Origin of the sequence: Phyllobacterium pellucidum (assembly GCF_013327855.1) — a bacterium.
Classification (GTDB): domain Bacteria; phylum Pseudomonadota; class Alphaproteobacteria; order Rhizobiales; family Rhizobiaceae; genus Phyllobacterium; species Phyllobacterium pellucidum.
This window is the reverse complement of the sequence record NZ_JABUMX010000002.1, coordinates 924,147-947,844: the sequence shown is the minus strand read 5'-3', so window position 1 is coordinate 947,844 and position 23,698 is coordinate 924,147. Positions and strand designations below refer to the sequence as shown.

Here is a 23,698-nt window from a genome sequence, read left to right as displayed (position 1 = left end):
CCCGAATATTGTCCTGGATACAGACCCGGCTATTCCGCCGCGGACGCCAAAGTTTCGTTGTGAAACGCCTCGCGGTAGGGCTTTGCCGTTGCCGGCAGTTTACGCTTCAGGAAGTAGTCCTCGTTGCGCAATTGGCGAATGAAGGCGGGGATCATTTCGCGGTAGCCGCTGAGAATGGATGGGTTCGGCGCGGGCAGGTCGTGCTTGGTCATGGCATGGAGCTGCGGCAGCGCGTGGTAGGGCACCATCGGGAACATGTGATGCTCGACGTGATAGTTCATGTTCCAGTAGATGAAGCGACTGACCGGATTCATGTAAACCGTGCGGCTGTTGAGCCTGTGGTCGATGACATTGTCGGCAAGGCCGCCATGCTGCAGAAGCCCGGTCATGACATGGTGCCAGGCACCATAAAGGCGGGGCAGGCCTATGATCATCAGCGGCAGTATCGAGCCCATATAGATGGAAAGCGCGATGGTCGCGAGATAGATCGCCGCCCAGATCCGCGCGACAAGGATGACCTTGGGCTGTTCCTGTTCGGGAATGAAAGTCTTTTCCCCGGCGCTGACAATGCCGGACGCATTGCGGACAAGATCGGTCATCGCGTGCCAGGCGTCGAGAATGCCGAAGAAGTTGAGGACGAGGCGCAAGAGGTCGGGCGGGCGCATGACGGCGATCTCGGGATCACGGCCGACAATAACGGTGTCCGTGTGATGGCGCGTGTGGCTCCAGCGCCAGGTGATCGGGTTGCGCATGATCATGAAACAGGCGATTTCATAGACCGCGTCGTTCATCCAGCGCGTCTTGAATGCAGTGCCATGTCCGCATTCGTGCCAGCGGCTGTCAGATGCGGAGCCGTAGAGCACGCCGTAGGCGAGGAAGAAGGGCATGCATAGCCAACTGCCCCAGAAGTAGATGCCAAGACCGGCAAGGATGGTCATGCTCCCGAGCCAGATGATCGTATCGCGAATGGCGGGGCCATCGCTGCGTTTCATCAGTTCCTTCATCTGCTTGCGCGGAATGTCAGTATGATACCACTCGGCAGCGGCGAGACCGGATTCCACGGCAAGGCGGGAATCCCGGCCGATGAGGCTGTAATCCCTTTTTGTCGGCGCCGCCAAGCTGGCTGTGTTCATTGCGTGACCTCCCAGATCGATGCAATGGAAATGCGTGTCGCCGGGATATTATGAGTATGGCTGCCGCGCCTCAATCGAGGATGAGGAAATTCTATCATTTACCCTCATGCCATGGTAGGAAACGATGATAGAATCTATCAGGCGAAGAAGACATTGGCGAACCGACCGACTATTGCTGATCTTGCGCGGGAATCTGGTGTCAGCGTTGCCACGGTCGACAGGGTGCTCAACAACCGGCTGCCGGTGCGTGAAGAGACGGCGCGGCGCGTTTATGAGGCGGCCAACACGATCGGCTATCACGCCGCCGGTCTTATTCGCCAGCGCATGCGTCAGGAACTCCCGGAATACAAGGTTGGCTTCCTGCTCAGCAAGCCGGGTCATCAATTCTATCAAAGCTTTGCACGCGAGATCGAAAACGCCGTTGCGCAAGCCGCGCATTTTCGCGGCATTGCCCAGGTTGAATTCTGCGCTTCGCAATCGCCCGAAGATATCGTCGCCAAGCTGAGGCCGCTTGCCGGCCGGTGCCGGGCGGTCGGCCTGGTTGCGCCGGATCATCCGGCGATCACCGCTGAGGTAGAGGAATTGAAGCAGAAGGATATTCCGGTCTTCTCACTGCTGTCCGATTTCGCCGCCGGGGTGCGCGAAGGCTATATCGGCGTCAACAATCGCAAGGTCGGGCGGACTGCGGCGTGGATGATTGCCAAGGCGGCGCGCAAGCCCGGAAAGGTCGTCATCTTCGTTGGAAGCCATCGCTATCACGGTCACGAACTGCGCGAGATCGGCTTTCGGGCATTTTTCCGCGAAGAGGCGCAGGAGTTCACCGTTCTCGATACGATGGTAAACCTTGAAACCCGGCAGATCACCCATGAGGCCATGCTCGACCTGATGCGCCGCCATCCCGACCTTGCGGGCTGCTATGTGGCGGGTGGCGGCATGGAGGGGGCAATCGCCGCGCTGCGGGAAACGGGCATCAAATCGCCGCCGGTGATGATCGTCAATGAGATCACGCCGGAATCGCGCGCCGCGCTTGCCGACAACATCGTTACAATGGCGATCTCCACGCCGCTGCAGCGGCTTTGCCGCGAACTCGTCGACCTCATGGGCCATGCGATCGAGCGGGGCGCGGCCAATGCACCGGGCCAGACCTTCCTGCCCTTCGACATCTACCTGCCGGAGAATATCTGACGTCTCGTCACCACCGAATCTATCAGGAATGATAGTTTTTCGCTCATCATGGTGATTGACGACGAGGCGATCACGACAGATGTTCACGCCCAACGGCAACGTCCTTGCGCGACGTTCGGATCTTCGGGAGGAAATCACATGACCGACACAATTTCGCATCCAGTTTTTGCTCTCAATCATATGGTCGCTCCCGGGCTTTCGCCGCGCAAATTCTTTGAACTGGCAAAGTCGCTTGGCCTCAAGGATGTCGAGATCCGCAATGATCTTGGCGGCAACGCCATCATGGACGGCACGGACGCGAGCGAAGTGAAGGCATTGGCTGATGAGGTCGGCGTGAGAATCGCAACGATCAACGCGCTGCAGCGCTTCAACGACTGGTCACCGGAGCGCGAGAAAGAGGCAATAGAACTTGCGGACTATGCAAGGGACGTCGGCGCCAAGGCACTGGTGCTCGTTCCCGTCAATGACGGCACCGGGCAAAGGGATGGTGAGCGCCAGGCGAACCTGCGCTCTGCGCTGAAGGGGCTAAAGCCCATTCTCGAACAACGTGGCCTGATCGGCTATGTCGAGCCGCTCGGCTTCGAGGTTTGCTCCCTGCGCTCGAAGCGTGAGGCCGTCGAGGCCATTCAGGCGGTCGGCGGGGAGGAGCGGTTCAAGCTCGTGCATGACACGTTCCACCATCATCTTGCCGGCGAGCCGGAACTTTTCCCGGCGATGACCGGCCTCGTCCATATTTCCGGGGTGACCGATCCGGACGTCACGGTAAGCGCCATGCGCGATCCGCATCGGGTGCTGGTCGACGCCGAGGACCGGCTCGGCAATATCGAGCAGATGCGCGCGCTCATCGATCAGGGGTATGACGGCGCCTTTTCCTTCGAGCCTTTTGCCGAGGAAGTTCAGCAGCTCGAAAACCCGGCCGAGGCAGTCCGGGACAGCATGGACGGAATCAGGGCCGGGCTGGTTTAGAAACGGTCTGGGCAGGCGCAGATATTATGCTCCTCCATCTGCCCGGTCCCCGGACGTCCGCGATCAGTCAAGGCAGTGCGATGCAATAGACGGATGGGAAGGCGCGGCCTGTATCCATTTCTCATTCAATACGGTTTCTAGAAAACCGAAGTGGCCACCCAGGTGGCCACTTCAATGTTGCGGGGCTGGGGCAGCGCGTACCGGTGAAGCTGTTCGAGGGCGGGCACTCGACCCACTATTCGGAGGAAGCGCGCAAACCGTTGAAAGCGGCGCTCGATAAATTTTACGACGCACCGCCTTATAGTGGTCCAGCCGCGAAGGAGGCATCGCTCAATTGAGCGAAGCTTCGAGTGGTGGGAGAAGAAATTGACCGGCCGCAGCGCTCGAAGGTGCGGATGCAAACAGCATATTCTACCAACATTCCGGAATGAATTGGCCACCTTGCGGTGGCCAATTCTACTTCAATCTCGCCTTGCAGATCAGGGGTAGCTCACATCCGCGGCGTTAATGCCGAAGATATGAAGCAGGTTGGAAGGAGGAGACGTGCTGGAACTGCTTGCCATGTCGGGCAGTTCAATCTGGGCAATCTCCTTTGTCCCCGACAGCTTGATGGCCTGGTAGTAGAGCCTTGCCTTCGTCGTGGTTTTACCGCCGGCCCATTTGAGGCGTCCATCCGCTTCATACACGATCCTGTAGCCGTTTCCTTTGGTCGAGTCGGCGCTATAAGCAGCAAGCTTTTGTGCATCAGTGCTGCCTGTCGCGCCTATTGCTGGCGGCGAATATGCGGTGGGGTCCGTCCAATCCGGCAAGGATATGCTTACGGTTTCGCTCGTGCCGTCGCTGAAGGTCAAGATCGCCTTGCCGCTGCCGGTGCCGCTCGACCCTGCACCGAGAACGAAAAGCGTATTTCCCTTCAATGGCTTGTCGAATTTTACAATCTGCCCGTAGGAAATGACGTTGTCGCGGCCCAGCGGATGCAGTCTTGTTTGGGTCGGTAGCGCATCGAAAAGTCCGGCAATGAGTTTCAATCCCTCCGAATTAACATCGGCGAGTTTGAGCGTCGTCCCATCGATGCTCGTTCCAGGGACGCCGCCAGTTGAATAGACGCTGTCGTTGGGTGTCGGGACCATCATCGAAGTGGTAATGCACGATGTCGCAAGGCCGCCGATGCCGCAATTGTTGAACGCGGCAGCCAGGCCCTTGTACGAAGCCTTTTCCCAGACCTTTCCCTTAGCGGGTGAGGGCGGGAGAATTGCCGGCGTTGCCAGCGTTGCCCATTGCGACGGTCGTCGCCAAGGGTGAAGTCAAGAGTCGCCAGGCTGTTGGCGATCAGATTTTCCACCGGAAGCCAGGTGCTGTCGTACAGCACGCCGTTGAGGCGGAGGCCTTGGGTATAGGTTGCTGGCGCATTCGCAGCTCTGATGGCCACGTCGGCCTTACCGTCAGCAAGACGCAGTTGCGTCGCCGGGAACAGCGGCGAGTGGAGGCTTACGCCGCCTTCTCCTGGAATTTCCGGATAGAAGCCAAGTGCTCCCCACACATACATGGCTGAGATCGAGCCGAGATCGTCGTTGCCTGGGAGGCCCGCCGGATTGAGCTCGAAGACGGCGTCTTTCTTGTTTTGGAAGTCCTCGACTGTCCCGACCATTCGGCGGACCACGCGCTGCGTTCCGGCCGGGTTCTGCGTCCAATTATAGACCCAGGGCGATCCGAATGATGGCTCGTTGCCAAGATAGGCATGCTTGCTCTTTTCACCGGCGTTCAATTCAGTAAAGAACACGTCAAGCCTGTCGGATGTCGCTTTCGCACCGCCGAGTTCATCGACCAGCCCGCCGAGATCGTGCAGCACCATCCATAGATATTGTTCGTCCGAACCTTCCATGAAGCAGCCATTTGGCGCGCAGGAGCCGCCCCATTTGCCGTCACGACCCTTTTGCGCCATCACCGGTTTGGCACCCGTTTTATTCAGCGAGTTCTTCCAGCTCGCGGATTGGTTAATCAGCCGGTTGCCATTAGCGGTGTCGCCAAGCTTGCTGGCGAATTTTCCGACAGCGTAGTCGCTGGCGGCGAGTTCGAGGCTCGTCGAGATATAGCCGTTCCAATCAGCACTGAAAATATAGCCGCGGGAAAGATAGCCGAGCCGCACATCCGCAATCGACTTGCCCTGGCAGTGCGCGACCGGATCATCGGCGGCATTGACCATAAGTTGTCTCGCCGATTCCGTATCGAAATTCGTGGCGCCGAAGGCATGTGCCTGAGCCACAATGATAGGCCCGGAATCCCCGGACATGACACCCTTGTCGTTGCTGTAGTTGACCCAACGGGGCAGTGCGCCGCACACCTTGCCCATATTGACCATGGACTGGGCCATATCGGCGGCCTCTTTCGGGAAGAACAGGGCGTGAAGGGGCGTAAGCTGCCGGTAAATATCCCAGCCAGAGAAGTTGGTGTATTGAACGTGTCCCGCCTCAGCCTTTTTGATCTGACGGTCAAAACCCATATAGCTGCCATCGACGTCGCTTGCGATCGTCGGCGCAAGCAATGACCTGAAGAAAAAAGTGTAGAGCTTCTGCTTCTGATGGATGAAATAATCGTTGTTCTTCGCCTTGTCCCAATCGACCTTGATCGTTCCAAGCTTGTTATTCCACTGCTTTCGATTCACCGCTCTTGCGGCGTCGAAATTCCATTCCTTGACGCTTTCCTGCTGAAGGTTGAGCTTGGCGTTGTCCTGGCTGACGAATGAAACACCGACCTTCATCATGATATCGGTTGGCTTGCCGGGTACCGTTGTAAACTCCAATGCCGGCGCGCCGGCAATCGTCGTCACGACGAAGTCCTGATTGAATTCGGCATAGATAAAGGCATCAGGCTTATCGTCACCATTGTACGGAACACAGAACGCGCCGGTCTGCGCTCTGCCAACGAGGGCGCGGGGCGAGTCCGGGGCAACCTTGATTTCACCGGACTGCCCTTTGCGTACATTCGTGCGCGTCGGATCGATCAAAAGAAAGGCTTTTCCGTCGGCGGGATAGACGAAACGGCCGAAACCCGTGCGCGCAGTCGCGGTGAGTTCGACATTGACGTTTGAGTCGAGCTTGACCTGGTAGTATCCCGCCGCCGCCGACTCATTGGCGTGGGAAAAGGTAATACCCTTGGAAAGGTCGAAGGAGGCGCCGGTCAGCGGCATCATGGGAAACTCACCGCCATTGCCGGCGCAGCCTGCGCCGTTCATATGGGTAAGGCTGAAACCCTTTATGCCCTTTGTTGTCCCATTATTGCTCCAGTAATAACCGGAAGGCCAGGTCTTCGACTCCCAATTGTAATGATTTTCCGGCGCCCAGAAGACCATGCCGAATGGTACGCCCGCGCCTGGCGAAAGCGATCCGCCTTTGCCGGCGGCGACGGCAACTGCGCCTTCGGCCATCTTGGCGTCGGCGGTGCCGACAAACTGGTTGACGTAGGCGGTCAAATCGTCCGGAACCAGCTTGGCCATCGAACCTTCGATCGCGGCCAGTTGAGCGGCGATTTTGCTTGCGGTCTCGGCGCTGGATTTGGCGGAAACGTCGAAGGCGCTCTGCAGTTTGGCCAGCTGCTCGCCGAGAGCGGCAACGGTCGTGGTGTCCGCCTTGGATTTCATTGCCTCAAGCAACTGCTTGATGCTGTCGCTGGCGGCTGTGAGTTTCGTTCTGTCGTCGCCTGCGGTCTTGACCGCCGTGGCAATATCATCGCTCAGGCCCTTGAGCTTGCCGCCGAGTTCATCAATGGCCGTACGATCGGAGGCCGTGAGCTGCGGGCTCTTTTGCAGCTCTGCCAGTTTGGCCAGCTGCTCGCCGAGAGCGGCAACGGTCGTGGTGTCCGCCTTGGATTTCATCGCCTCAAGCAACTGCTTGATGCTGTCGCTGGCGGCTGTGAGTTTCGTTCTGTCGTCGCCTGCGGTCTTGACCGCCGTGGCAATATCATCGCTCAGGCCCTTGAGCTTGCCGCCAAGTTCATCAAGGGCTGTACGGTCGGAGGCCGTGAGCTGCGGGCTCTTTTGCAGCTCTGCCAGTTTGGCCTTTACAGTTTCCAAATCCTTGACATTTGCGGTGGCGGCAATGCCGTCGCCCATCGTTTTGAGCGTGCCGGTCAACCCGTCAAGCGCGATGCGGTCGGCTGGGGTCAGTTGCGGATTTTTCGAAAGTTCGACCAGTTTGTCCAGGCTGGCTTGCAGGCTGGCTTTGAACGCGTCGTCCGACTGTTTGGTGTCAGTCGCAGACTGCTGCAGGGCGTCGAACTGGCTTTGCAGGCGGTTGATGGCATCTGACATAGCCGTTGTCGCAACACTGTCGGTGGTTTTGCTCTCCGCAACCTGTGACTGCAATTGAGCGATTTGCACGCTGGCCGCCTCGCCCGCTGCTTTCAGGGAAGCGTTATCGTCCTTGAGCGCGGCATTGTCGTGCTTGAGCGTTTCAACATCCGCTGCAAACGTACTGGTTGGTGCTGGCGCTTCGTCCTTGCCGTCGCAACCTGTCAATATCGTGCAACCAAGCAGGGACGCCACCAAGGTGCGTCTAATCATCATCGTCTCCTCCCAAATGAATTCTTGAAAAATGTGTTGATGCGCAAATGGGCGCTGCCTTCAAATATCGACTGGCGTCGAATGTCGCATTCCTCCCAAAATGCCAACCTAAACCGATTAAACAAACGCTGCATATTTCGAGTTGGTGCAAAAGGTGTCAATCGGACCAAAGTCGTACACGATGCATCGATCGTTTCGCCTATCAGCATCGTCAGAAACCACTTCCAGTTGCACAGCCGTGCAAAATTAGACCGGCAATTATTGCCGCTTCAAATTGAATCTTGCTTGACGCTTGAACGATAAAATGGAATAAATATTTCAGAAACTGAGCACAACGGTTTGTATATTCCGTTCTAGGAGGCTCGGGATCAGGTTTGCGCGAAACTTCGCGCACTCTCCTCGCCGCAATCTCGCATCCAGGGGTAGGTTGGCTGCGTGTACCAAGGTGTGGGGACAATCCGGATTAAAGCGGGTGTGGCCGGGCACCATTTGTGGAGGAGATGAAATGAAAAAGTTACTGATGACCGTGGCTGTTTCGGCCCTGATGAGCAGTTCGGCCTTCGCCGCCAATATCGGCGTGTCGATGGCTCTGTTCGATGACAACTTCCTCACCGTTCTGCGCAATGGAATGCAGGACTATGCCAAGACGCTCGATGGAGTGACCCTTCAGGTTGAAGACGCGCAGAACGACGTCGCCAAGCAGCAGAGCCAGATCCAGAATTTCATCGCTTCCAAGGTGGATGCGATCATCGTGAACCCGGTCGATACGGACGCGACTGCGGCCATGTCGAAGATCGCCGCCGACGCCGGCATTCCGCTGGTTTACGTCAACCGCGAACCCGTCAACGTCAATGAACTGCCCGAGAAGCAGGCATTCGTGGCGTCGAACGAGGTTGAGTCCGGTACCCTCGAGACCAAGGAAGTCTGCCGTCTGCTGAAGGGCAAGGGCGACGTCGTCGTCATGATGGGCGAACTCTCCAACCAGGCCGCGCGCCAGCGCACCAAGGACATTCACGATGTGATCGCCACGGATGAGTGCAAAGGCCTTAAAATCGTTGAAGAACAGACTGCTAACTGGTCCCGTACGCAGGGCGCCGACCTCATGACGAACTGGCTTTCCGCCGGTCTCAAGTTCGATGCGGTGATCTCCAACAATGATGAAATGGCCATCGGCGCGATCCAGGCCCTGAAGGCTGCCGGCCGCACCATGGATTCCGTCGTGATCGGCGGTGTCGATGCGACGCAGGACGCGCTTGCCGCCATGGCGGCGGGCGATCTCGACGTAACCGTGTTCCAGAACGCCGCGGGCCAGGGGCAGGGCGCTGTCGATGCAGCGCTGAAACTTGCCAAGGGCGAGAAGGTCGAGGCCAAGGTCTACGTTCCGTTCGAACTGGTAACACCGGAGAACCTCTCGAAGTACCAGAAGTCGAACTAAGGCCGTTCAACGCCTTTTGACGATCCGGAACGCATCGTTTTCATGCGTTCCGGTCTATAATGGAGCCTCTCTGGGAGGAGATGATCATGGCAGTCAGTCCCTCGACCATGGCGGCGGTGCGCGCCAGTGGCGCCATACCGCAGGCCGAATATCTCCTGAATACGGAAAACGTCCGCAAGGAGTTTCCGGGCGTCCTCGCGCTGGACAATGTCCAGTTCCGGTTGAAGCGGGGCACGGTGCACGCGCTCATGGGCGAAAACGGCGCCGGCAAATCCACCCTGATGAAGATCCTCGCTGGAATATATATTCCAGATCAGGGCGAAGTCTTCCTCAAAGGGGTGCCGATCCGCCTGAAATCGCCGCTCGATGCGCTCGAAAACGGCATCGCCATGATCCATCAGGAACTCAACCTGATGCCGTTCATGACCGTGGCGGAGAACATCTGGATCCGGCGCGAGCCCAAGAACGGGTTCGGCTTCGTCGATCATGGCAAGATGCACGACATGACCGCAGAGCTGTTCCAGCGGCTCAATATCAACCTTGATCCCGACAGCCAGGTGCGCGACCTATCCGTCGCGAACCGGCAGATGGTCGAAATCGCCAAGGCGGTCTCCTACGAATCCGACGTCCTTATCATGGATGAGCCGACTTCGGCGCTGACAGAGCGCGAAGTGGAGCATCTCTTTGCCATCATTCGCGATCTGCGGTCGCAGGGTATCGGCATCGTCTACATCACCCACAAGATGAACGAGCTCTTCGAGATTGCCGACGAGTTTTCGGTGTTCCGCGACGGTCGCTTTATCGGCACACATGCATCGACGGACGTTACCCGCGACGACATCATCAAGATGATGGTCGGGCGCGAAATTACGCAGATGTTTCCGAAGGAAACGGTGCCGATCGGCGATGTGGTGCTTTCGGTAAAGGACCTTTCACTGAAAAACGTCTTCCACGATATCTCGTTCGATGTGCGCGCGGGCGAGATCCTCGGCATTGCCGGACTGGTCGGCTCGGGCCGCTCGAATGTGGCGGAGACGGTCTTCGGGGTGACGCCGGCAACGACAGGCACCATCGCCATCAACGGCAAGGACGTAAAGATCGATACGCCCCACAAGGCGATCGCCCATGGCATGGCGTTCATCACCGAAGACCGCAAGGAAACCGGCTGCCTGCTCATTCTCGATGTGCTTGAGAACATGCAGATCGCCGTGCTTCAGGACCGCTTCGTCAAATATGGCTTCGTTGCGGAAAGGCAGATTTCCAAGGCGTGCAAGACAATGAGCGATACGCTGCGGGTAAAGACGCCGAGCCTTGAAGAGAAGGTCGAAAACCTTTCAGGCGGCAACCAGCAAAAGGTGCTGATCGGCCGCTGGCTCCTGACGAACCCGAAAATTCTCATTCTCGACGAGCCGACCCGCGGCATCGACGTTGGCGCCAAGGCGGAGATTCATCGCCTTGTTTCACAACTCGCCAAACAGGGCGTCGCCGTCATCATGATCTCGTCGGAAATGCCGGAAGTGCTCGGCATGAGCGACCGCATCATGGTGATGCACGAAGGTCGCGTAACCGGATTTCTCGATCGAGACGAAGCAACCCAGGTCAAGGTGATGGAGCTCGCTTCCAAGTGAGCGCGCCGGGGAGGAACGAACAATGACAAGCGAACCTGTAACCGCCAAGGCAACGACACCCCCTCTAGCGCCGCGAAGCCGCAGGCGGCTGCCACCTGAGGTCAATATCCTCCTCGTCCTTATCGGTATTGCGCTGATTTTCGAGATTCTCGGTTGGATTTTTGCCGGTCAGAGCTTTCTGATGAATGTCCAGCGGCTGCGCATCATCATTCTGCAGGTTTCGGTGATCGGCATTATCGCCGTCGGCGTTACCCAGGTCATCATTACCGGCGGCATCGATCTTTCATCCGGCTCCGTGGTCGGCATGACGGCGATGATCGCCGCAAGTTTTGCCCAGTCCTCCACATGGGCACGGCCGGTCTATCCTGCGTTGACAGACCTGCCGTTTTTTATCCCGATCGGCATTGGCCTTGGTATTGGTCTCCTCGCCGGCATCATCAATGGCTGGCTGATCTCCTATACCAAGATACCGCCCTTCATCGCGACGCTCGGCATGATGGTATCGGCCCGCGGCGTGGCCAAGTGGTATACGAAGGGCTCGCCGGTTTCAGGGTTGACCGATCAGTTCAATTTCATCGGCACCAGCATCTGGCCGGTCGTCGTTTTCCTGGTCGTTGCGCTCGTCTTTCACATTGCGCTGCGCTATACGCGCTACGGCAAGTTCACCTATGCGATCGGCGCGAATGCCCAGGCTGCGCGCGTTTCCGGTATCAATATTGAGAGCCATCTCATCAAGGTCTATGCCATTGCCGGTCTTCTGGCAGGGCTTGCCGGCATCGTCACCGCCGCACGTGCCCAGACTGCACAGGCCGGCATGGGCGTTACCTACGAACTTGACGCGATTGCCGCTGCGGTTATCGGGGGCACATCGCTGACGGGCGGTATCGGCCGCATCACCGGTACGGTTATTGGCGCCATCATCCTCGGCGTGATGATTTCCGGCTTCACCTTCCTCAGGGTCGATGCCTACTACCAGGAAATCATCAAGGGCGTGATTATCGTTGCGGCGGTTATCGTTGACGTGTACCGCCAGAAGAAGCGCAAGGTATAGCGGTAAAGACTGTTGAACTGCGATCCTCGGGCCTGGCCCGAGGGTCGGGCTTGCCCCTCGGGATCCAAGCGAATACGCGCTCTGCGTCCTTTGAGCCCTCGGGTCTAGCCCGGGGGATCACGGCAGGGGGCGGATAACAACGCCCGGGTTTGTTCCGGGCTTCTTTAAAGAGGTATTGAAAATGACTGTACGCTTTGGCCTGCTCGGGGCGGGCCGCATCGGCAAGGTCCACGCGAAGGCCGTCACATCAAACCCGCAGGCGAAACTCGTCGCCGTTGCGGATGCTTTCGAACAGGCCGCCAGGGACCTTGCCACGGCGCATGGCTGCGAAATCCGCAGCATCGACGATATTGAAAAGGCTACGGACATCGACGCCGTGATCATCTGCACGCCGACCGACACGCATGCCGACCTGATCGAGCGCTTTGCGCGCGCTGGCAAGGCGATCTTCTGTGAAAAGCCGATCGACCTCGACGTCGAGCGGGTCAGACAGTGCCTGAACGTGGTTCAGGAAACCGGCGCAACGCTGATGGTGGGCTTCAACCGCCGCTTTGATCCGCACTTTGCGGCGGTGCGCAAGGCGATTGACGATGGCGCGATAGGCGATGTCGAGATGGTCACGATCACCTCGCGTGATCCGGGTGCGCCGCCGGCGGAATATATCACGCGCTCGGGCGGCATTTTCCGCGACATGACGATCCATGATTTCGATATGGCCCGTTTCCTCCTCGGCGAGGAGCCGGTCGCGGTCACCGCGCATGCTGCGGTGCTCGTCGACAAGAAGATCGGCGAACTTGGCGACTATGACAGCGTCAGCGTCATTCTATCGACGGCTTCGGGCAAGCAGTGCGTGATCTCGAATTCGCGCCGCGCCACCTATGGCTATGACCAGCGCATCGAGGTGCACGGCTCGAAGGGCATGGTTTCGGCCGAGAACCAGCGGCCGGTCTCGATCGAAGTGGCGAACGGCAGCGGCTATACCCGCCCGCCGCTGCATGACTTCTTCATGACGCGCTACACCGAAGCTTACGCCAATGAGATCGCTGCATTCATTGACGCCATCGCCAAGGGATCAACGGCCGCGCCAGGCGGCGACGATGGTCTCAAGGCACTGGCGCTTGCAGATGCGGCTCTGCGCTCGGTAAAGGAAGGTCGAACCATCACTCTATAAGCCATGCTCGGCGAAACCCTCCCCGGCGCGGGGAGGGTGGAATCCCAAGTTCTGTCAAGCTGCCCTGGGCTCGATCGTAACGAGGTCGTTTCCGATTTCGCGCCGCCGTTTCAGTAAATCATAATCGGCCTGCAGCCCGAGAAAGAAACCTTCGGATATGCCGAAATATCTGGCAAGCCGAAGATCGGTATCAGCAGTTACTACGCGCTTGCCCAGGACGATTTCATTAATGCGTCGCGGCGGGACATGTACCGCTCGCGCCAGCGCATTTTGGCTAAGGCCCATCGGCACTAAAAACTCGTGCAGCAGAATCTCACCGGGATGCGGGTTCGGCAACAAGTTGTGTTCAGTCGTGATAGTCGATAATTTTGACATCGCGTGGCCCTCCTTCCGCCCACTTGAAACAGACGCGCCATTGATCGTTTATGCGGATCGAATGCTGCCCGGCGAGATTACCTTTGAGTGCCTCAAGTCGATTCCCGGGAGGGATCCGAAGGTCATCGATCACGCGCGCCTGGTTAAGCAAGCGCAGTTTTCGCAAGGCGACAGCCTGAATATCGGACGGCAACTTGCGGCTTCTGATGCCAAAGCTCTGGATCATCCTGAAACGATAATCGAACTCGTACTATAACGCAACACGTTATAGAGGTTGAACGAAGTTGTGCCTGCGGGCTATCGGACGTCCACCCAGCGCTGTTCCTGGTAGGAGCGGGCCATGGCGTGAACAGTCCGCTCGATCTCGAGCCCATCGGCAAATTCGATCAAATGCGCGGGCGCACCACTGATGCGCTTGATGAGTTCGTGGCACTCGATGATCTTCAGATCGTTGAAACCAAGCCCATGGCCGGGCGCGGGGATAAATCGGTCGTAGGGCTCGTGATGCGGCGCCGCGAGGATCGTACGATAACCCTGTTCAGTCTTCCGATCCGAGGTCACGTAGAGCTGGAACTCATTTGCGCGCTCCTGGTCGAACAGAATCGAGCCTTTTGAGCCGAAAATCTGCAGTGAGATACGCCCCTTGCGGCCCCAGGCCGAGCGGTTGACCTGCAACGTTCCGGCGACGCCGTTTTCCATGTGTATGAGCACGCTGGCGCTGTCGAAGGTCTCGACGGCGCGATCGCTGCCATCCTCCGTCTTGCGCGTTGGATAGGGCCTGGACATGTCGCACATCACGCGCGACACGCGGCCGAACAGCGTAAACAGCAGCGACAGGGGATGCACCGCAAAATCGTCGAGCGCACCGTAGCCTGATGACGATGCGTGTTTCCAGTTGAACAGCGCATCGGGGTCGGCCATGAAATCTTCGTCCATCTCGATGCGCAGATGATTGACCTCGCCGATGATCCTTTCGGCCAGGAGCCTGCGAATGTGGCGGATCGCTGGTCCCTGGATGTAGTTATACCCGAGTGCGGCAACTTTGCCGCTTCGCTTCGCTGCTGCAAGCATGGCTTCGGCGTCGGCGAAAAGCGGTGCCATGGGCTTCTCGCACCAGACGTGCTTGCCGGCTTCCAGCGCGGCGATTGCCATTTCGGGATGAAACTGATTTGGCGTCGTGATCGAAACGACATTGATCTCCGGGTCCTCGATCACGGAGCGCCAGTCGCCGGAGCCCTTCTGAAAGCCGAATTCGCCGGCCCTGCGCACTGCGAGTTCGGCGTTGGCTTCACCGAGATGCACAAGCCGCACCGGCCCCACATCGCCGAAGACGGCGCGAACCGAGTTCCACGCCAGCGCATGGCATTTGCCCATGAAGCCGGTTCCGATCAGCCCAACACCCAGCATCGCTCTCTCCCATCGCTTGCAGTTCCTGATTGAAATAATCTATAAGTGGAGTAAATGGAATAACTGATCCGTCTCGATATAAATATTTTGTCGCGGCGGGCACCAGTTGCGGGAAAGGATAGGGGTGGCGAGCATGGACAACGAGGCGGCCCTGCCGCGGGATTTCGATGCGCTGCGCACGATGATCCTCGATCGCCGCGAAGTGCTGCCCAAACGCCTCGCGCAGATCGCGGCTTACGCATTGAGCAATCCCGACGAGATCGCCTTCGGCACCGCCGCAAGTATCGCCCAGACAGCGGGCGTGCAGCCGTCGACGCTCATCCGCTTTGCCCAGCATCTCGGCTTCGACGGCTTTACCAGCCTTCAGGCGGTGTTTCGTGAACGTCTGCGCGAGCGGCAAACATCGTACGAAGAACGGCTATCGGCCCTGCGGGGTGATACGCATGGCCTTTCGAAGAACCGCACGATACTGAATGGCTTTCTTACGGCAGCGACGCATTCGATCGAAACGATTTCCCATAATGTGGAAGAGGATGTTCTCGAACGGGCGGTCGACATTTTATCGGGTGCCGAGACGATCTATCTCCTGGCGCGCCGCCGCTCCTATCCCATCACCGCCTATATGGCATATGCATTCGGCAAACTGAAAATTCGCAACCAGCTGATCGAATCGACCGCCGGTATCGACCCTGAGATCATTTCTTTTGCCGGGCCCCGCGATGCCGCCATCGCCATCAGCTTCTCGCCATATGCTTCTGCCACGATCGAACATGCTGCGGCATTATCGGCCCGAAATGTTCCGGTTGTCGCCATTACCGACAGCGCCTTCTCACCACTTGCCCAGTCTGCGAGCGTATGGTTCGAAGCGGCGGAGGGCGATTTCTCCGGCTTCCGCTCCCTCTCCGGCACCATGGCACTGGCGATGGCTCTGACTGTCAGTGTCGCGGAGAAGCGCCGAAATACCTAGCGGTGCAATCTCGTCCTCATTCATAGCCAGGCTTGACGCATGAAATGCGCGTTCACTCTGGCTCGATTACGAAAAGAACAGACATTCCATATTGACGATTTGATAGAATTATTATTTCATATGGCAAAATTCCCAGGCTCAGCGAGCGGGACAATCAGCATATCGGGAGGACCATCATGGACGGAGCTGATACGAGCAAGCTGCTTGATGTCATAACGATCGGTCGTTCCTCGGTTGACCTTTACGGCCAGCAGATCGGCTCGCGGCTTGAGGACATTGCCTCGTTTGCCAAGTCCGTCGGCGGCTGTCCCACCAATATCGCTGTCGGTACGGCGCGGCTCGGACTGCGCTCGGCGCTTTTGACACGAGTCGGCGACGAACAGATGGGGCGTTTTATCCGTGAGCAACTGCAGCGCGAAGGCGTTGCGACGCAAGGCGTCATCACCGATCCGGAACGGCTTTCGGCGCTCGTCATCCTCTCGGTGGAAAACGACAAGAGCTTTCCGCTCATCTTCTATCGCGAGAATTGTGCCGACATGGCCATCGATGAAAGCGATGTCGATCCGGAATTCATCCGGTCGGCGCGCGCCGTGGTCGTGACCGGCACGCACTTTTCCAAGCCCAATACCGATGCAGCGCAGCGCAAGGCAATTCGCCTGATCAAGGAAGCCGGCGGCAAGGTCGTCTTTGATATCGACTACCGTCCAAATCTCTGGGGCCTTGCCGGTCATGGGGCTGGCGACAGCCGTTACATCGCCTCCGACAAGGTCTCCAACCATCTGAAAACGGTTCTCGCCGATTGCGACCTCATTGTCGGCACCGAGGAAGAAGTGCTGATCGCCTCGGGCGAAGCCGATCTTTTGAGCGCCCTCAAGGCGATCCGCGCCCTTTCCAGCGGGACCATCGTGCTCAAGCGCGGTCCCATGGGTTGTATCGTCTATGAAGGCGCCATATCCGATGACCTCGAGGACGGAATCGTCGGCAAAGGCTTTCCGATCGAGGTCTTTAACGTGCTCGGCGCCGGCGATGCCTTTATGTCCGGTTTCCTGCGCGGCTGGCTCGGCGGCGAAAGCCTTGCCACCGCCGCGACCTGGGCGAATGCCTGCGGCGCCTTTGCCGTGTCGAGGCTGCTATGCGCCCCGGAAATTCCGACTTACGAGGAACTGCAATATTTCCTCGAACATGGCAGCCGCTACCATGCGCTGCGCAAGGACGAGGCGATAAACCACGTCCATTGGGCGACGACGCGCCGCCGCGATATTCCGGCAATGATGGCTTTTGCGATCGATCACCGCGTCCAGCTCGAGGCGCTGGCAGAGAAGCTCGGCGCAGGGGCTGATAAAATCGAGGCCTTTAAGGAACTGGCGGTGAAGGCCGCCGCCAAGGTCGCAGATGGGCGCAGCGGCTACGGCATGCTGATCGACGAGAAGTTCGGCCGCGAGGCGATGTTCGAATTCGCCCGCCACAATTTCGATTGGCTCGGGCGTCCCGTCGAACTGCCGGGTTCGCGCCCGCTGCGCTTCGAGTTTTCACAGGACATCGGTTCGCAACTGGCGGAATGGCCGGTCGATCATTGCATCAAGTGCCTGTGTTTCTACCGACCGGATGATCCGGCGGCATTGAAGGAAGAGCAGCAGGCGAAGCTGCGGTCACTCTTCGAGGCCGCTCGCAAGGTCGGCCGCGAGCTCTTGATCGAAATCATCGCCGGCAAGCATGGCGAGGTCGATGACAACACTATTCCGCAGGCGCTTGAGGAACTCTATGCGCTCGGGATAAAGCCGGACTGGTGGAAGCTCGAACCGCAGGCATCGGCTGGCGCCTGGAAGAAAATTGAAGCGGTGATCGAAAAGAACGATCCGTGGTGCCGTGGTGTCGTACTCCTCGGACTTGAAGCGCCACATGACGAACTTGAGGCGGCTTTCGTTGCCACAGCTGGTGCCCCGATTGTCAAGGGCTTTGCCGTCGGGCGGACATTGTTCATGGATGCGGCAGAGAATTGGCTCGCGGGACGGATCTCGGACGAGGCTGCGATCGACGACATGGCCGGCCGTTTCGAAAAATTGACCAAGGCCTGGCTTGCCAGCCGCGACCGGCAGGCGGCATAGGACTAGTATTGCCAGCGTCGGGATAGAGAACTTCCCGGGAGGAGACTGAGATGACCAAGACGATACGCCTCACCATGGCGCAGGCCCTGACGCGTTTCCTTAGCCGCCAGATGACGATGGTTGATGGCAAAAAGGTGCCGGTCTTTGCCGGGGTCTGGGCGATTTTCGGCCATGGCAACGTCGCGGGCTTGGGGGAGGCGCTCTATCATGTCAGGGAGGAGCTTCCAACCTATCGCGCCCACAACGAGCAGGCGATGGCGCATGCGGCGATCGCTTTTGCCAAGGCGAGCTTCCGCCAGCGGATGATGGCGGTGACGAGTTCGGTTGGACCCGGGGCCACCAACATGGTGACTGCGGCGGCACTGGCGCATGTCAATCGCCTGCCGCTCCTGCTGCTGCCGGGCGATGTATTCGCAAACCGGGTGCCCGATCCCGTTCTGCAGCAGGTCGAGTCCTTTGGCGACGGAACTGTTTCGGCCAATGATTGCTTCCGTCCGGTCTCACGCTATTTCGACCGCATCACTCGTCCCGAACAGATCATCCCGGCGCTCGCCCGCACCATGGCCGTCCTGACCGATCCGGCCGAGTGCGGACCGGTGACGCTTGCACTGTGCCAGGATGTGCAGGCTGAGGCATACGATTATCCGGAAAGCTTTTTCGAGGAACGCGTCTGGACTCCACGCCGGCAGCGGCCGGATCGCGACGAGCTTGCTGCGGCGGTTGCCGCGCTGAAATCGGCCAAGAAACCGCTCGTCATCGCGGGCGGCGGGGTTATCTATTCGCAGGCATCGAACGAACTTGCGTCATTCGTCGAAGCGGCAGGTATACCCGTTTGTGAAACACAAGGCGGCAAGTCCTCGTTGCCGGACGTGCATCCTCTCAACATGGCCGCGGTCGGCGTGACGGGCACCTCGGCGGCTAACCGGCTCGCGCAGGAGGCGGATGTTATTCTCGCCGTCGGAACGCGGCTTCAGGACTTCACCACAGGGTCCTGGGCATTGTTCCAGAACGCGGAGAAGACCTTTATCGGGCTCAACGTCCAGCCCTTCGACGCGACAAAACATCGGGCGCTGCCGATTGTCGCCGACGCCAGGGAAGGGCTCGAGGAGCTTGCGGCCGCCCTCAAGGATTACCGCGCCCCGATAGATTGGACCGGCAATGCGAAAGGCGGCAAGGAAGAATGGCAGCGGGCGGCGGCCAAGGTGACGGGACCGACCAATGCGTCCCTGCCTTCCGACGCGCAGGTGATTGGCGCCGTGCAACGCGCCATGGGCGCGCAGGCGACCGTTTTGCACGCTGCGGGCGGATTACCGGGGGAAATGCACAAACTCTGGCAGGCGGGCGCTCCCGGTTCCTACCACGCCGAATACGGCTTTTCCTGCATGGGCTACGAGATCGCCGGCGGTCTCGGAGCGAAGATGGCAAAGCCCAACGACGAGGTCGTGGTGATGATCGGTGACGGCTCGTATCTGATGCTGAATTCGGAGATCGCGACTTCGGTCATGCTCGGCCACAAGATCAACATCGTGCTGCTCGACAATCGCGGCTATGGCTGTATCAACCGGCTGCAGATGGGCACCGGTGGCGCGAATTTCAACAATCTTCTCAAGGACACGAAGCACGAGGTTCTGCCCGACATCGACTTTGCTGCCCATGCGCGCAGTCTTGGCGCCATTTCCGAAAAGGTAGCCTCCATCGCGGAGCTCGAAAGTGCCCTGGCACGCGCCAAGCAGAACGACCGAACGACGGTGGTTGTCATCGATACCGATCCGCTGATCTCGACCGAGGACGGCGGTTTCTGGTGGGATGTCGCTGTACCGGAGGTCAGTGCGCGCAGCCAGGTGAACGATGCGCGGCGGAACTACGAAGCAAAACAGAAACTGCAACGGGTTGGTGATTGATCAGGCAAGTCGCTGCCCTTACCCTCCACTTGTGGGCAGGGTCGAAGCGAAGCGACGGCGCCGATTTACAATCTCAAATCAACCCAGAACCAAAGGAATGAAAGAATGATCCGCATCGGGGCGAACCCAATCGGCTGGTCCAATGACGATATGCTTGAGATCGGCGGGGACATACCGCTGGAGACCTGCCTCGAGCAGGCGCAGGCGGCCGGCTTCACCGGCATGGAACTCGGCAACAAGTTTCCGCGCACCGCCGACAAATTGCGGCCCATTCTCGAATCTTACGGCCACAGCCTCGTCAGCGGCTGGTATTCCACAGAACTCCTGCTGCGCGATGTCGATGCGGAACTTGAAGCCGCAAAGGCACATGCGACCTTGCTCAAGGATATGGGCTGCTCGGTGCTGATCGCCGCGGAGACGTCCAATGCCATCCACTCCAACAAGGATATGCCGCTCTCGGCCCGACCCGTCCTGCAGAAGGCTTCCTGGACGGTGTTTGGCGAGCGCTACACGCGTTTTGCCGAGGCGATCCAGCAGACTTACGGCCTGCAACTCGTCTACCATCACCATATGGGCACAGTGGTTCAGGCCGAGTGCGAGATCGACCGGTTCATGGAAGCCACCGGCGCACCGGTGCACCTTCTTCTCGATACCGGCCATGCGACGTGGGGCGGCGCCGATCCGGCGCGGCTTGCACGCCACTACAAGGCGCGCATCAGCCATGTCCATTGCAAGGATATTCGTGAGGACGTGATGTGGCGCTCGAACCGCGAGGACTGGTCGTTTCTCGATTCCGTCCTTGCCGGCGTTTACACGGTTCCTGGCGACGGCATGATCGACTATGTTCGGGTTCTGAAAGAACTGAAAGGGTACAGCGGCTGGGTTGTGGTCGAGGCTGAGCAGGATCCGGAGAAAGCCGATCCGGCCGTCTATTCGAAGCTTGGATACGGCAATCTCAGCCGCTTCATCAAGGAAGCAGGTCTCGCTTGATCAAGGACTCGAACCATCCGTTTTTCCGTCCGCTGTGGCGCCGTATTGCCGTGGTTGCCTTCTGTGTTGCCTGGGCGATCTTCGAGTTTGCCACCGGCACGCCGTTCTGGGGTGTCATCGCGCTCGGATTTGCCGGCTACGGCGTCTGGCAGTTCTTCATTATCTACGATGCGTCGGAGCAGCAGGCAGACCCTGAGAACAAGAAGGAGTAGGGCATGTCGAAATTGCTCATCAAGGCAGCGCCCGGCAAGGGGCGCGTTGCGCATGTGACGCCGGAAAGCGCGGGCTGGACCTATGTCGGCTTCGACCTGCACAAACTGGACGAGGGCCAATCTGCGAGCGGCACCACGGGCGACAAGGAAGTGTGCCTCGTCTTCGTGACCGGCAAGGGCAGGGTGGTCGCCAATGGCGATGATCTCGGCATTCTTGGAACCCGCATGTCGCCGTTTGATGGCAAGCCCTGGTCCGTCTATCTTCCGGAAGGCGCGGAATGGTCGGTCGCCGCCGAGACGGCCGTCGAGCTTGCAGTGTGTTCAGCGCCAGGCCTTGGCGGCGGTCTGCCGGTGCGGGTTATTTCCCCCGACGATCTCGGCCAGGAAACACGGGGCAAGGGCACCAATACGCGCTATGTCACCAACATCCTGCCGGAGAACGAGCCAGCGGATTCGCTGTTGGTGGTCGAGGTCATCACGCCTGGCGGGCATACATCCAGCTATCCGCCGCACAAGCACGATCAGGACAATCTGCCGGCCGAATCCTATCTGGAAGAAACCTACTACCATCGCTTCCATCCGCCGCAGGGTTTCGGTTTCCAGCGGGTCTACACGGATGATCGCTCGCTCGACGAGGCTATGGCGATCGAGGATGGCGACGTGGTGATGGTGCCAAAGGGTTACCATCCCTGCGCCGCCTGTCATGGCTACGACCTTTACTATCTCAATGTCATGGCGGGACCGAAGCGCACCTGGAAGTTCCACAATGCTGCCGAACACGAGTGGCTGATGAAGGCGTAGCGCGTCACACTACGCCCAGGGACTCACCACCGCAGAACATACCGCCCCACTATCGCCCCGATGAGGCCGGTTACGAGCACGCCCAGCGTGTACCACATGGCGATGAATGGCATGCCGCTTTCAGTGCAATGAAACGAATAGACGAATGAGGCGATCGCCCCGGCCGCCAGGCCGGCAGCGGCGCCCGCAACTGTCAGCCGCGTTGGAGCAAGGCCGCGCAGCACCCAGAATGCTGCAATGAGCAGGGGCAGCGAGAGCATGACGATGTTGAACGTGCACACGCTGACCGAACGGCCCTTCATCATTGCCATATATTGTTCGGGGGGCGTTGCCGCGAGCTCGGCAAAGGCGAGGAAACTGATCACGATGATTGCTACCGCCATCAAGGCAAGGCTGACGCGGATGCTGCCGAGCGGATGGGCGATGCGCTTTACCGCCCAGCCGCCAGCGGCGGCAAGCGCAAGCGTATAGGCGAACTTGACCCAGAACGGCGTCGTGCCCATGGCTGTTGCCATGTCAGGCCTCAGGCCGAGCCAGAAATACATGAGAAGCGCCGAGGCGATGGAGCCAAGGCCGAGCCCCGCAGCGACGCGGCCGAAGACGGCCATGGGTGACACAGGCTTCAACTCGCCCATCAGACGCGCAATCAGGTCATTTGTCGTCATTGGCAGCCCGCCCTTTGAGCTTCGTCGCTATGGCCTTTATTCCTCTGTGTATGCTGACCTTGACCGTCGTTTCGGTAAGGCCAGTGCTTTCCGCCACCTCGGCGATGGACTGTCCTTCGATCCTGGTGCGGCGGATCAGATCGCGCGTTCTTTCCGGCGCCGCTTCAAGCAGCCGCTCGACATCCATGCGGTCGCTTGCAGCGTCGGATAAATCCGTCGCAAACAGGTCTTCCACCTCGTCGAGGGGCACAGTGGCCCGGATGCGGTTGCGCCGGAAATGGTCGATCAGCTTGTAACGCGCAATAGCATGCAGCCAGGCCGTAAAGGGCCTGTCGATCTCATATGTTGCCCGCCGCGTGTGCAGCGCCATCAGCGTCTCCTGCACCAGGTCGTCGGCATCGCCCTTGTGCGCATCGGACAGCCGCCGCAAAAAATAGAAGCGCAGATGCCTCGCCACCTCGTTGAGAAGGACTCCATAGCTGCGCGCATCGCCGGCAAGGCTGGCGAGCATGAGTTCCTTCAATCGCGTTTCGAGCGAAAGCACTCTCATTCATCCTTTATTCGCAGGCATGGCGAAAAGGTTACAGATGAGAGCCAAGCCGCCGGCGCGTCAATGGCTTGCGCCGTATTCCACTAAAGAATGATCACCAATGCGTGATGCTGTAACCGATCTGCGCCCCACCACGAACTGCTTGATGTGATCGGCGCGCAGCCGGCGTGACAGCGAGAGCAGAGAGTTTCCGGCAACGACCGGAAGGCAAGGATGCGGAATGTGTCCCGAAACTAAAGGACGCGTCGCACCGTATCTACTTCAAACCAAAGGAGAACACCCATGAACACTCTCATTCGCCGCATCGCCGTTTCGGCTCTCGTTGCTGGCGCCGGCATTGCCGGGGCAAATGCGGCATCGGCCGCGGAGGCAATGAAGCCGATGACCAAATCCGATTGCATGAAGCATGCGGGCATGGAAAAGGGCGCCATGAAGAAGGATTCCATGATGAAGGAATGCGACCAGATGGCGATGAAAAAGGATACAATGAAATCCGATACAATGATGAAGAAGAGCGGCACCTCAGATGCCATGGGCACGATGGCGCCCAAGAAAAAGTAACATGGAGATCGTGCGTGGCGGGTGAGTTCCCACGCAT

Annotated in this window: 21 protein-coding genes; 13 read left to right on the top strand and 8 right to left on the bottom strand. The window is 58.9% G+C overall.

Going from position 1 to position 23,698, the window contains the following annotated elements:
- Positions 1–29: 29 nt before the first annotated feature.
- Positions 30–1,133: a fatty acid desaturase family protein gene (locus tag HQ945_RS12610; protein WP_113280854.1), complete on the bottom strand. Its 1,104-nt coding sequence runs from the start codon at positions 1,131–1,133 to the stop codon at positions 30–32.
- A gap of 153 nt (positions 1,134–1,286) precedes the next feature.
- Here HQ945_RS12610 and HQ945_RS12605 point away from each other — a divergent pair, with 153 nt between their 5' ends.
- The gene (locus tag HQ945_RS12605) at positions 1,287–2,318 is read left to right on the top strand and encodes a LacI family DNA-binding transcriptional regulator (protein WP_174208125.1); all 1,032 of its coding nucleotides are present in this window, start codon (positions 1,287–1,289) and stop codon (positions 2,316–2,318) included.
- 138 nt (positions 2,319–2,456) lie between these two features.
- On the top strand, positions 2,457–3,284 hold the full coding sequence (locus HQ945_RS12600; RefSeq protein ID WP_175585001.1) for a TIM barrel protein: 828 nt from the start codon (positions 2,457–2,459) through the stop codon (positions 3,282–3,284).
- A gap of 479 nt (positions 3,285–3,763) precedes the next feature.
- On the opposite strand, the gene HQ945_RS12595 is transcribed toward HQ945_RS12600, so the two are convergent.
- The gene (locus HQ945_RS12595) at positions 3,764–4,417 is read right to left on the bottom strand and encodes a hypothetical protein (protein WP_162737193.1); all 654 of its coding nucleotides are present in this window, start codon (positions 4,415–4,417) and stop codon (positions 3,764–3,766) included.
- Positions 4,414–7,845, bottom strand: coding sequence for a GH92 family glycosyl hydrolase (locus HQ945_RS12590; protein ID WP_113280852.1), 3,432 nt, complete (start codon positions 7,843–7,845; stop codon positions 4,414–4,416). The genes HQ945_RS12595 and HQ945_RS12590 overlap by 4 nt, the downstream gene beginning before the upstream one ends.
- 502 nt (positions 7,846–8,347) lie before the next feature.
- Here HQ945_RS12590 and HQ945_RS12585 point away from each other — a divergent pair.
- The 4 genes from HQ945_RS12585 to iolG all read left to right on the top strand — a co-directional run bounded on the left by HQ945_RS12585 (position 8,348) and on the right by iolG (position 13,127).
- Positions 8,348–9,277: a sugar ABC transporter substrate-binding protein gene (locus tag HQ945_RS12585; RefSeq protein ID WP_027229569.1), complete on the top strand. Its 930-nt coding sequence runs from the start codon at positions 8,348–8,350 to the stop codon at positions 9,275–9,277.
- A gap of 86 nt (positions 9,278–9,363) precedes the next feature.
- Positions 9,364–10,905: a sugar ABC transporter ATP-binding protein gene (locus tag HQ945_RS12580; protein ID WP_174208124.1), complete on the top strand. Its 1,542-nt coding sequence runs from the start codon at positions 9,364–9,366 to the stop codon at positions 10,903–10,905.
- A 22-nt stretch (positions 10,906–10,927) separates the two neighbouring features.
- A complete protein-coding gene (locus tag HQ945_RS12575; RefSeq protein ID WP_113280851.1) occupies positions 10,928–11,956 on the top strand; it encodes an ABC transporter permease in 1,029 nt (342 codons plus the stop codon).
- Positions 11,957–12,137: 181 nt separating this feature from the next.
- On the top strand, positions 12,138–13,127 hold the full coding sequence (gene iolG, locus HQ945_RS12570) for an inositol 2-dehydrogenase (RefSeq protein ID WP_174208123.1): 990 nt from the start codon (positions 12,138–12,140) through the stop codon (positions 13,125–13,127).
- A gap of 54 nt (positions 13,128–13,181) precedes the next feature.
- Here iolG and HQ945_RS12565 read toward each other — a convergent pair whose 3' ends face one another.
- The 3 genes from HQ945_RS12565 to HQ945_RS12555 form a co-directional block, all read right to left on the bottom strand.
- Positions 13,182–13,502, bottom strand: coding sequence for a HigA family addiction module antitoxin (locus tag HQ945_RS12565; protein WP_113280849.1), 321 nt, complete (start codon positions 13,500–13,502; stop codon positions 13,182–13,184).
- A complete protein-coding gene (locus HQ945_RS12560) occupies positions 13,474–13,728 on the bottom strand; it encodes a type II toxin-antitoxin system RelE/ParE family toxin (RefSeq protein ID WP_113280848.1) in 255 nt (84 codons plus the stop codon). Before HQ945_RS12560 ends, HQ945_RS12565 begins: the two co-directional genes overlap by 29 nt.
- Positions 13,729–13,799: 71 nt before the next feature.
- Positions 13,800–14,909: a Gfo/Idh/MocA family protein gene (locus HQ945_RS12555; protein WP_113280847.1), complete on the bottom strand. Its 1,110-nt coding sequence runs from the start codon at positions 14,907–14,909 to the stop codon at positions 13,800–13,802.
- A 133-nt stretch (positions 14,910–15,042) separates the two neighbouring features.
- On the opposite strand from HQ945_RS12555, the gene HQ945_RS12550 reads away from it, so the two are divergent.
- The 6 genes from HQ945_RS12550 (at position 15,043) to iolB (ending at position 21,885) form a co-directional block, all read left to right on the top strand.
- A complete protein-coding gene (locus tag HQ945_RS12550) occupies positions 15,043–15,876 on the top strand; it encodes a MurR/RpiR family transcriptional regulator (RefSeq protein WP_027229576.1) in 834 nt (277 codons plus the stop codon).
- Between the two features lie 176 nt (positions 15,877–16,052).
- The gene (locus tag HQ945_RS12545; RefSeq protein ID WP_113280846.1) at positions 16,053–17,981 is read left to right on the top strand and encodes a bifunctional 5-dehydro-2-deoxygluconokinase/5-dehydro-2-deoxyphosphogluconate aldolase; all 1,929 of its coding nucleotides are present in this window, start codon (positions 16,053–16,055) and stop codon (positions 17,979–17,981) included.
- 50 nt (positions 17,982–18,031) lie between these two features.
- Entirely contained in the window at positions 18,032–19,882 is a 1,851-nt protein-coding gene (gene iolD / locus HQ945_RS12540) for a 3D-(3,5/4)-trihydroxycyclohexane-1,2-dione acylhydrolase (decyclizing) (RefSeq protein WP_113280845.1), read from the top strand.
- Positions 19,883–19,987: 105 nt separating this feature from the next.
- A complete protein-coding gene (gene iolE / locus HQ945_RS12535) occupies positions 19,988–20,872 on the top strand; it encodes a myo-inosose-2 dehydratase (RefSeq protein ID WP_113280844.1) in 885 nt (294 codons plus the stop codon).
- Positions 20,872–21,084, top strand: a complete 213-nt coding sequence (locus HQ945_RS12530) for a DUF3329 domain-containing protein (protein WP_113280928.1) — start codon at positions 20,872–20,874, stop codon at positions 21,082–21,084. Before iolE ends, HQ945_RS12530 begins: the two co-directional genes overlap by 1 nt.
- 3 nt (positions 21,085–21,087) lie before the next feature.
- Positions 21,088–21,885 (top strand): 5-deoxy-glucuronate isomerase, encoded by a 798-nt coding sequence (gene iolB, locus HQ945_RS12525; protein WP_174208122.1) that lies wholly within the window; start codon positions 21,088–21,090, stop codon positions 21,883–21,885.
- Between the two features lie 23 nt (positions 21,886–21,908).
- Here the strand turns inward: iolB and HQ945_RS12520 are convergent, their stop codons facing one another.
- Both HQ945_RS12520 and HQ945_RS12515 read right to left on the bottom strand, forming a co-directional pair.
- A complete protein-coding gene (locus HQ945_RS12520) occupies positions 21,909–22,550 on the bottom strand; it encodes an NrsF family protein (RefSeq protein WP_091923936.1) in 642 nt (213 codons plus the stop codon).
- A complete protein-coding gene (locus HQ945_RS12515; RefSeq protein WP_113280927.1) occupies positions 22,537–23,094 on the bottom strand; it encodes a sigma-70 family RNA polymerase sigma factor in 558 nt (185 codons plus the stop codon). Before HQ945_RS12515 ends, HQ945_RS12520 begins: the two co-directional genes overlap by 14 nt.
- 288 nt (positions 23,095–23,382) lie before the next feature.
- Here HQ945_RS12515 and HQ945_RS12510 point away from each other — a divergent pair, with 288 nt between their 5' ends.
- Entirely contained in the window at positions 23,383–23,661 is a 279-nt protein-coding gene (locus HQ945_RS12510; RefSeq protein WP_113280842.1) for a hypothetical protein, read from the top strand.
- The last annotated feature ends 37 nt before the right edge of the window (positions 23,662–23,698 follow it).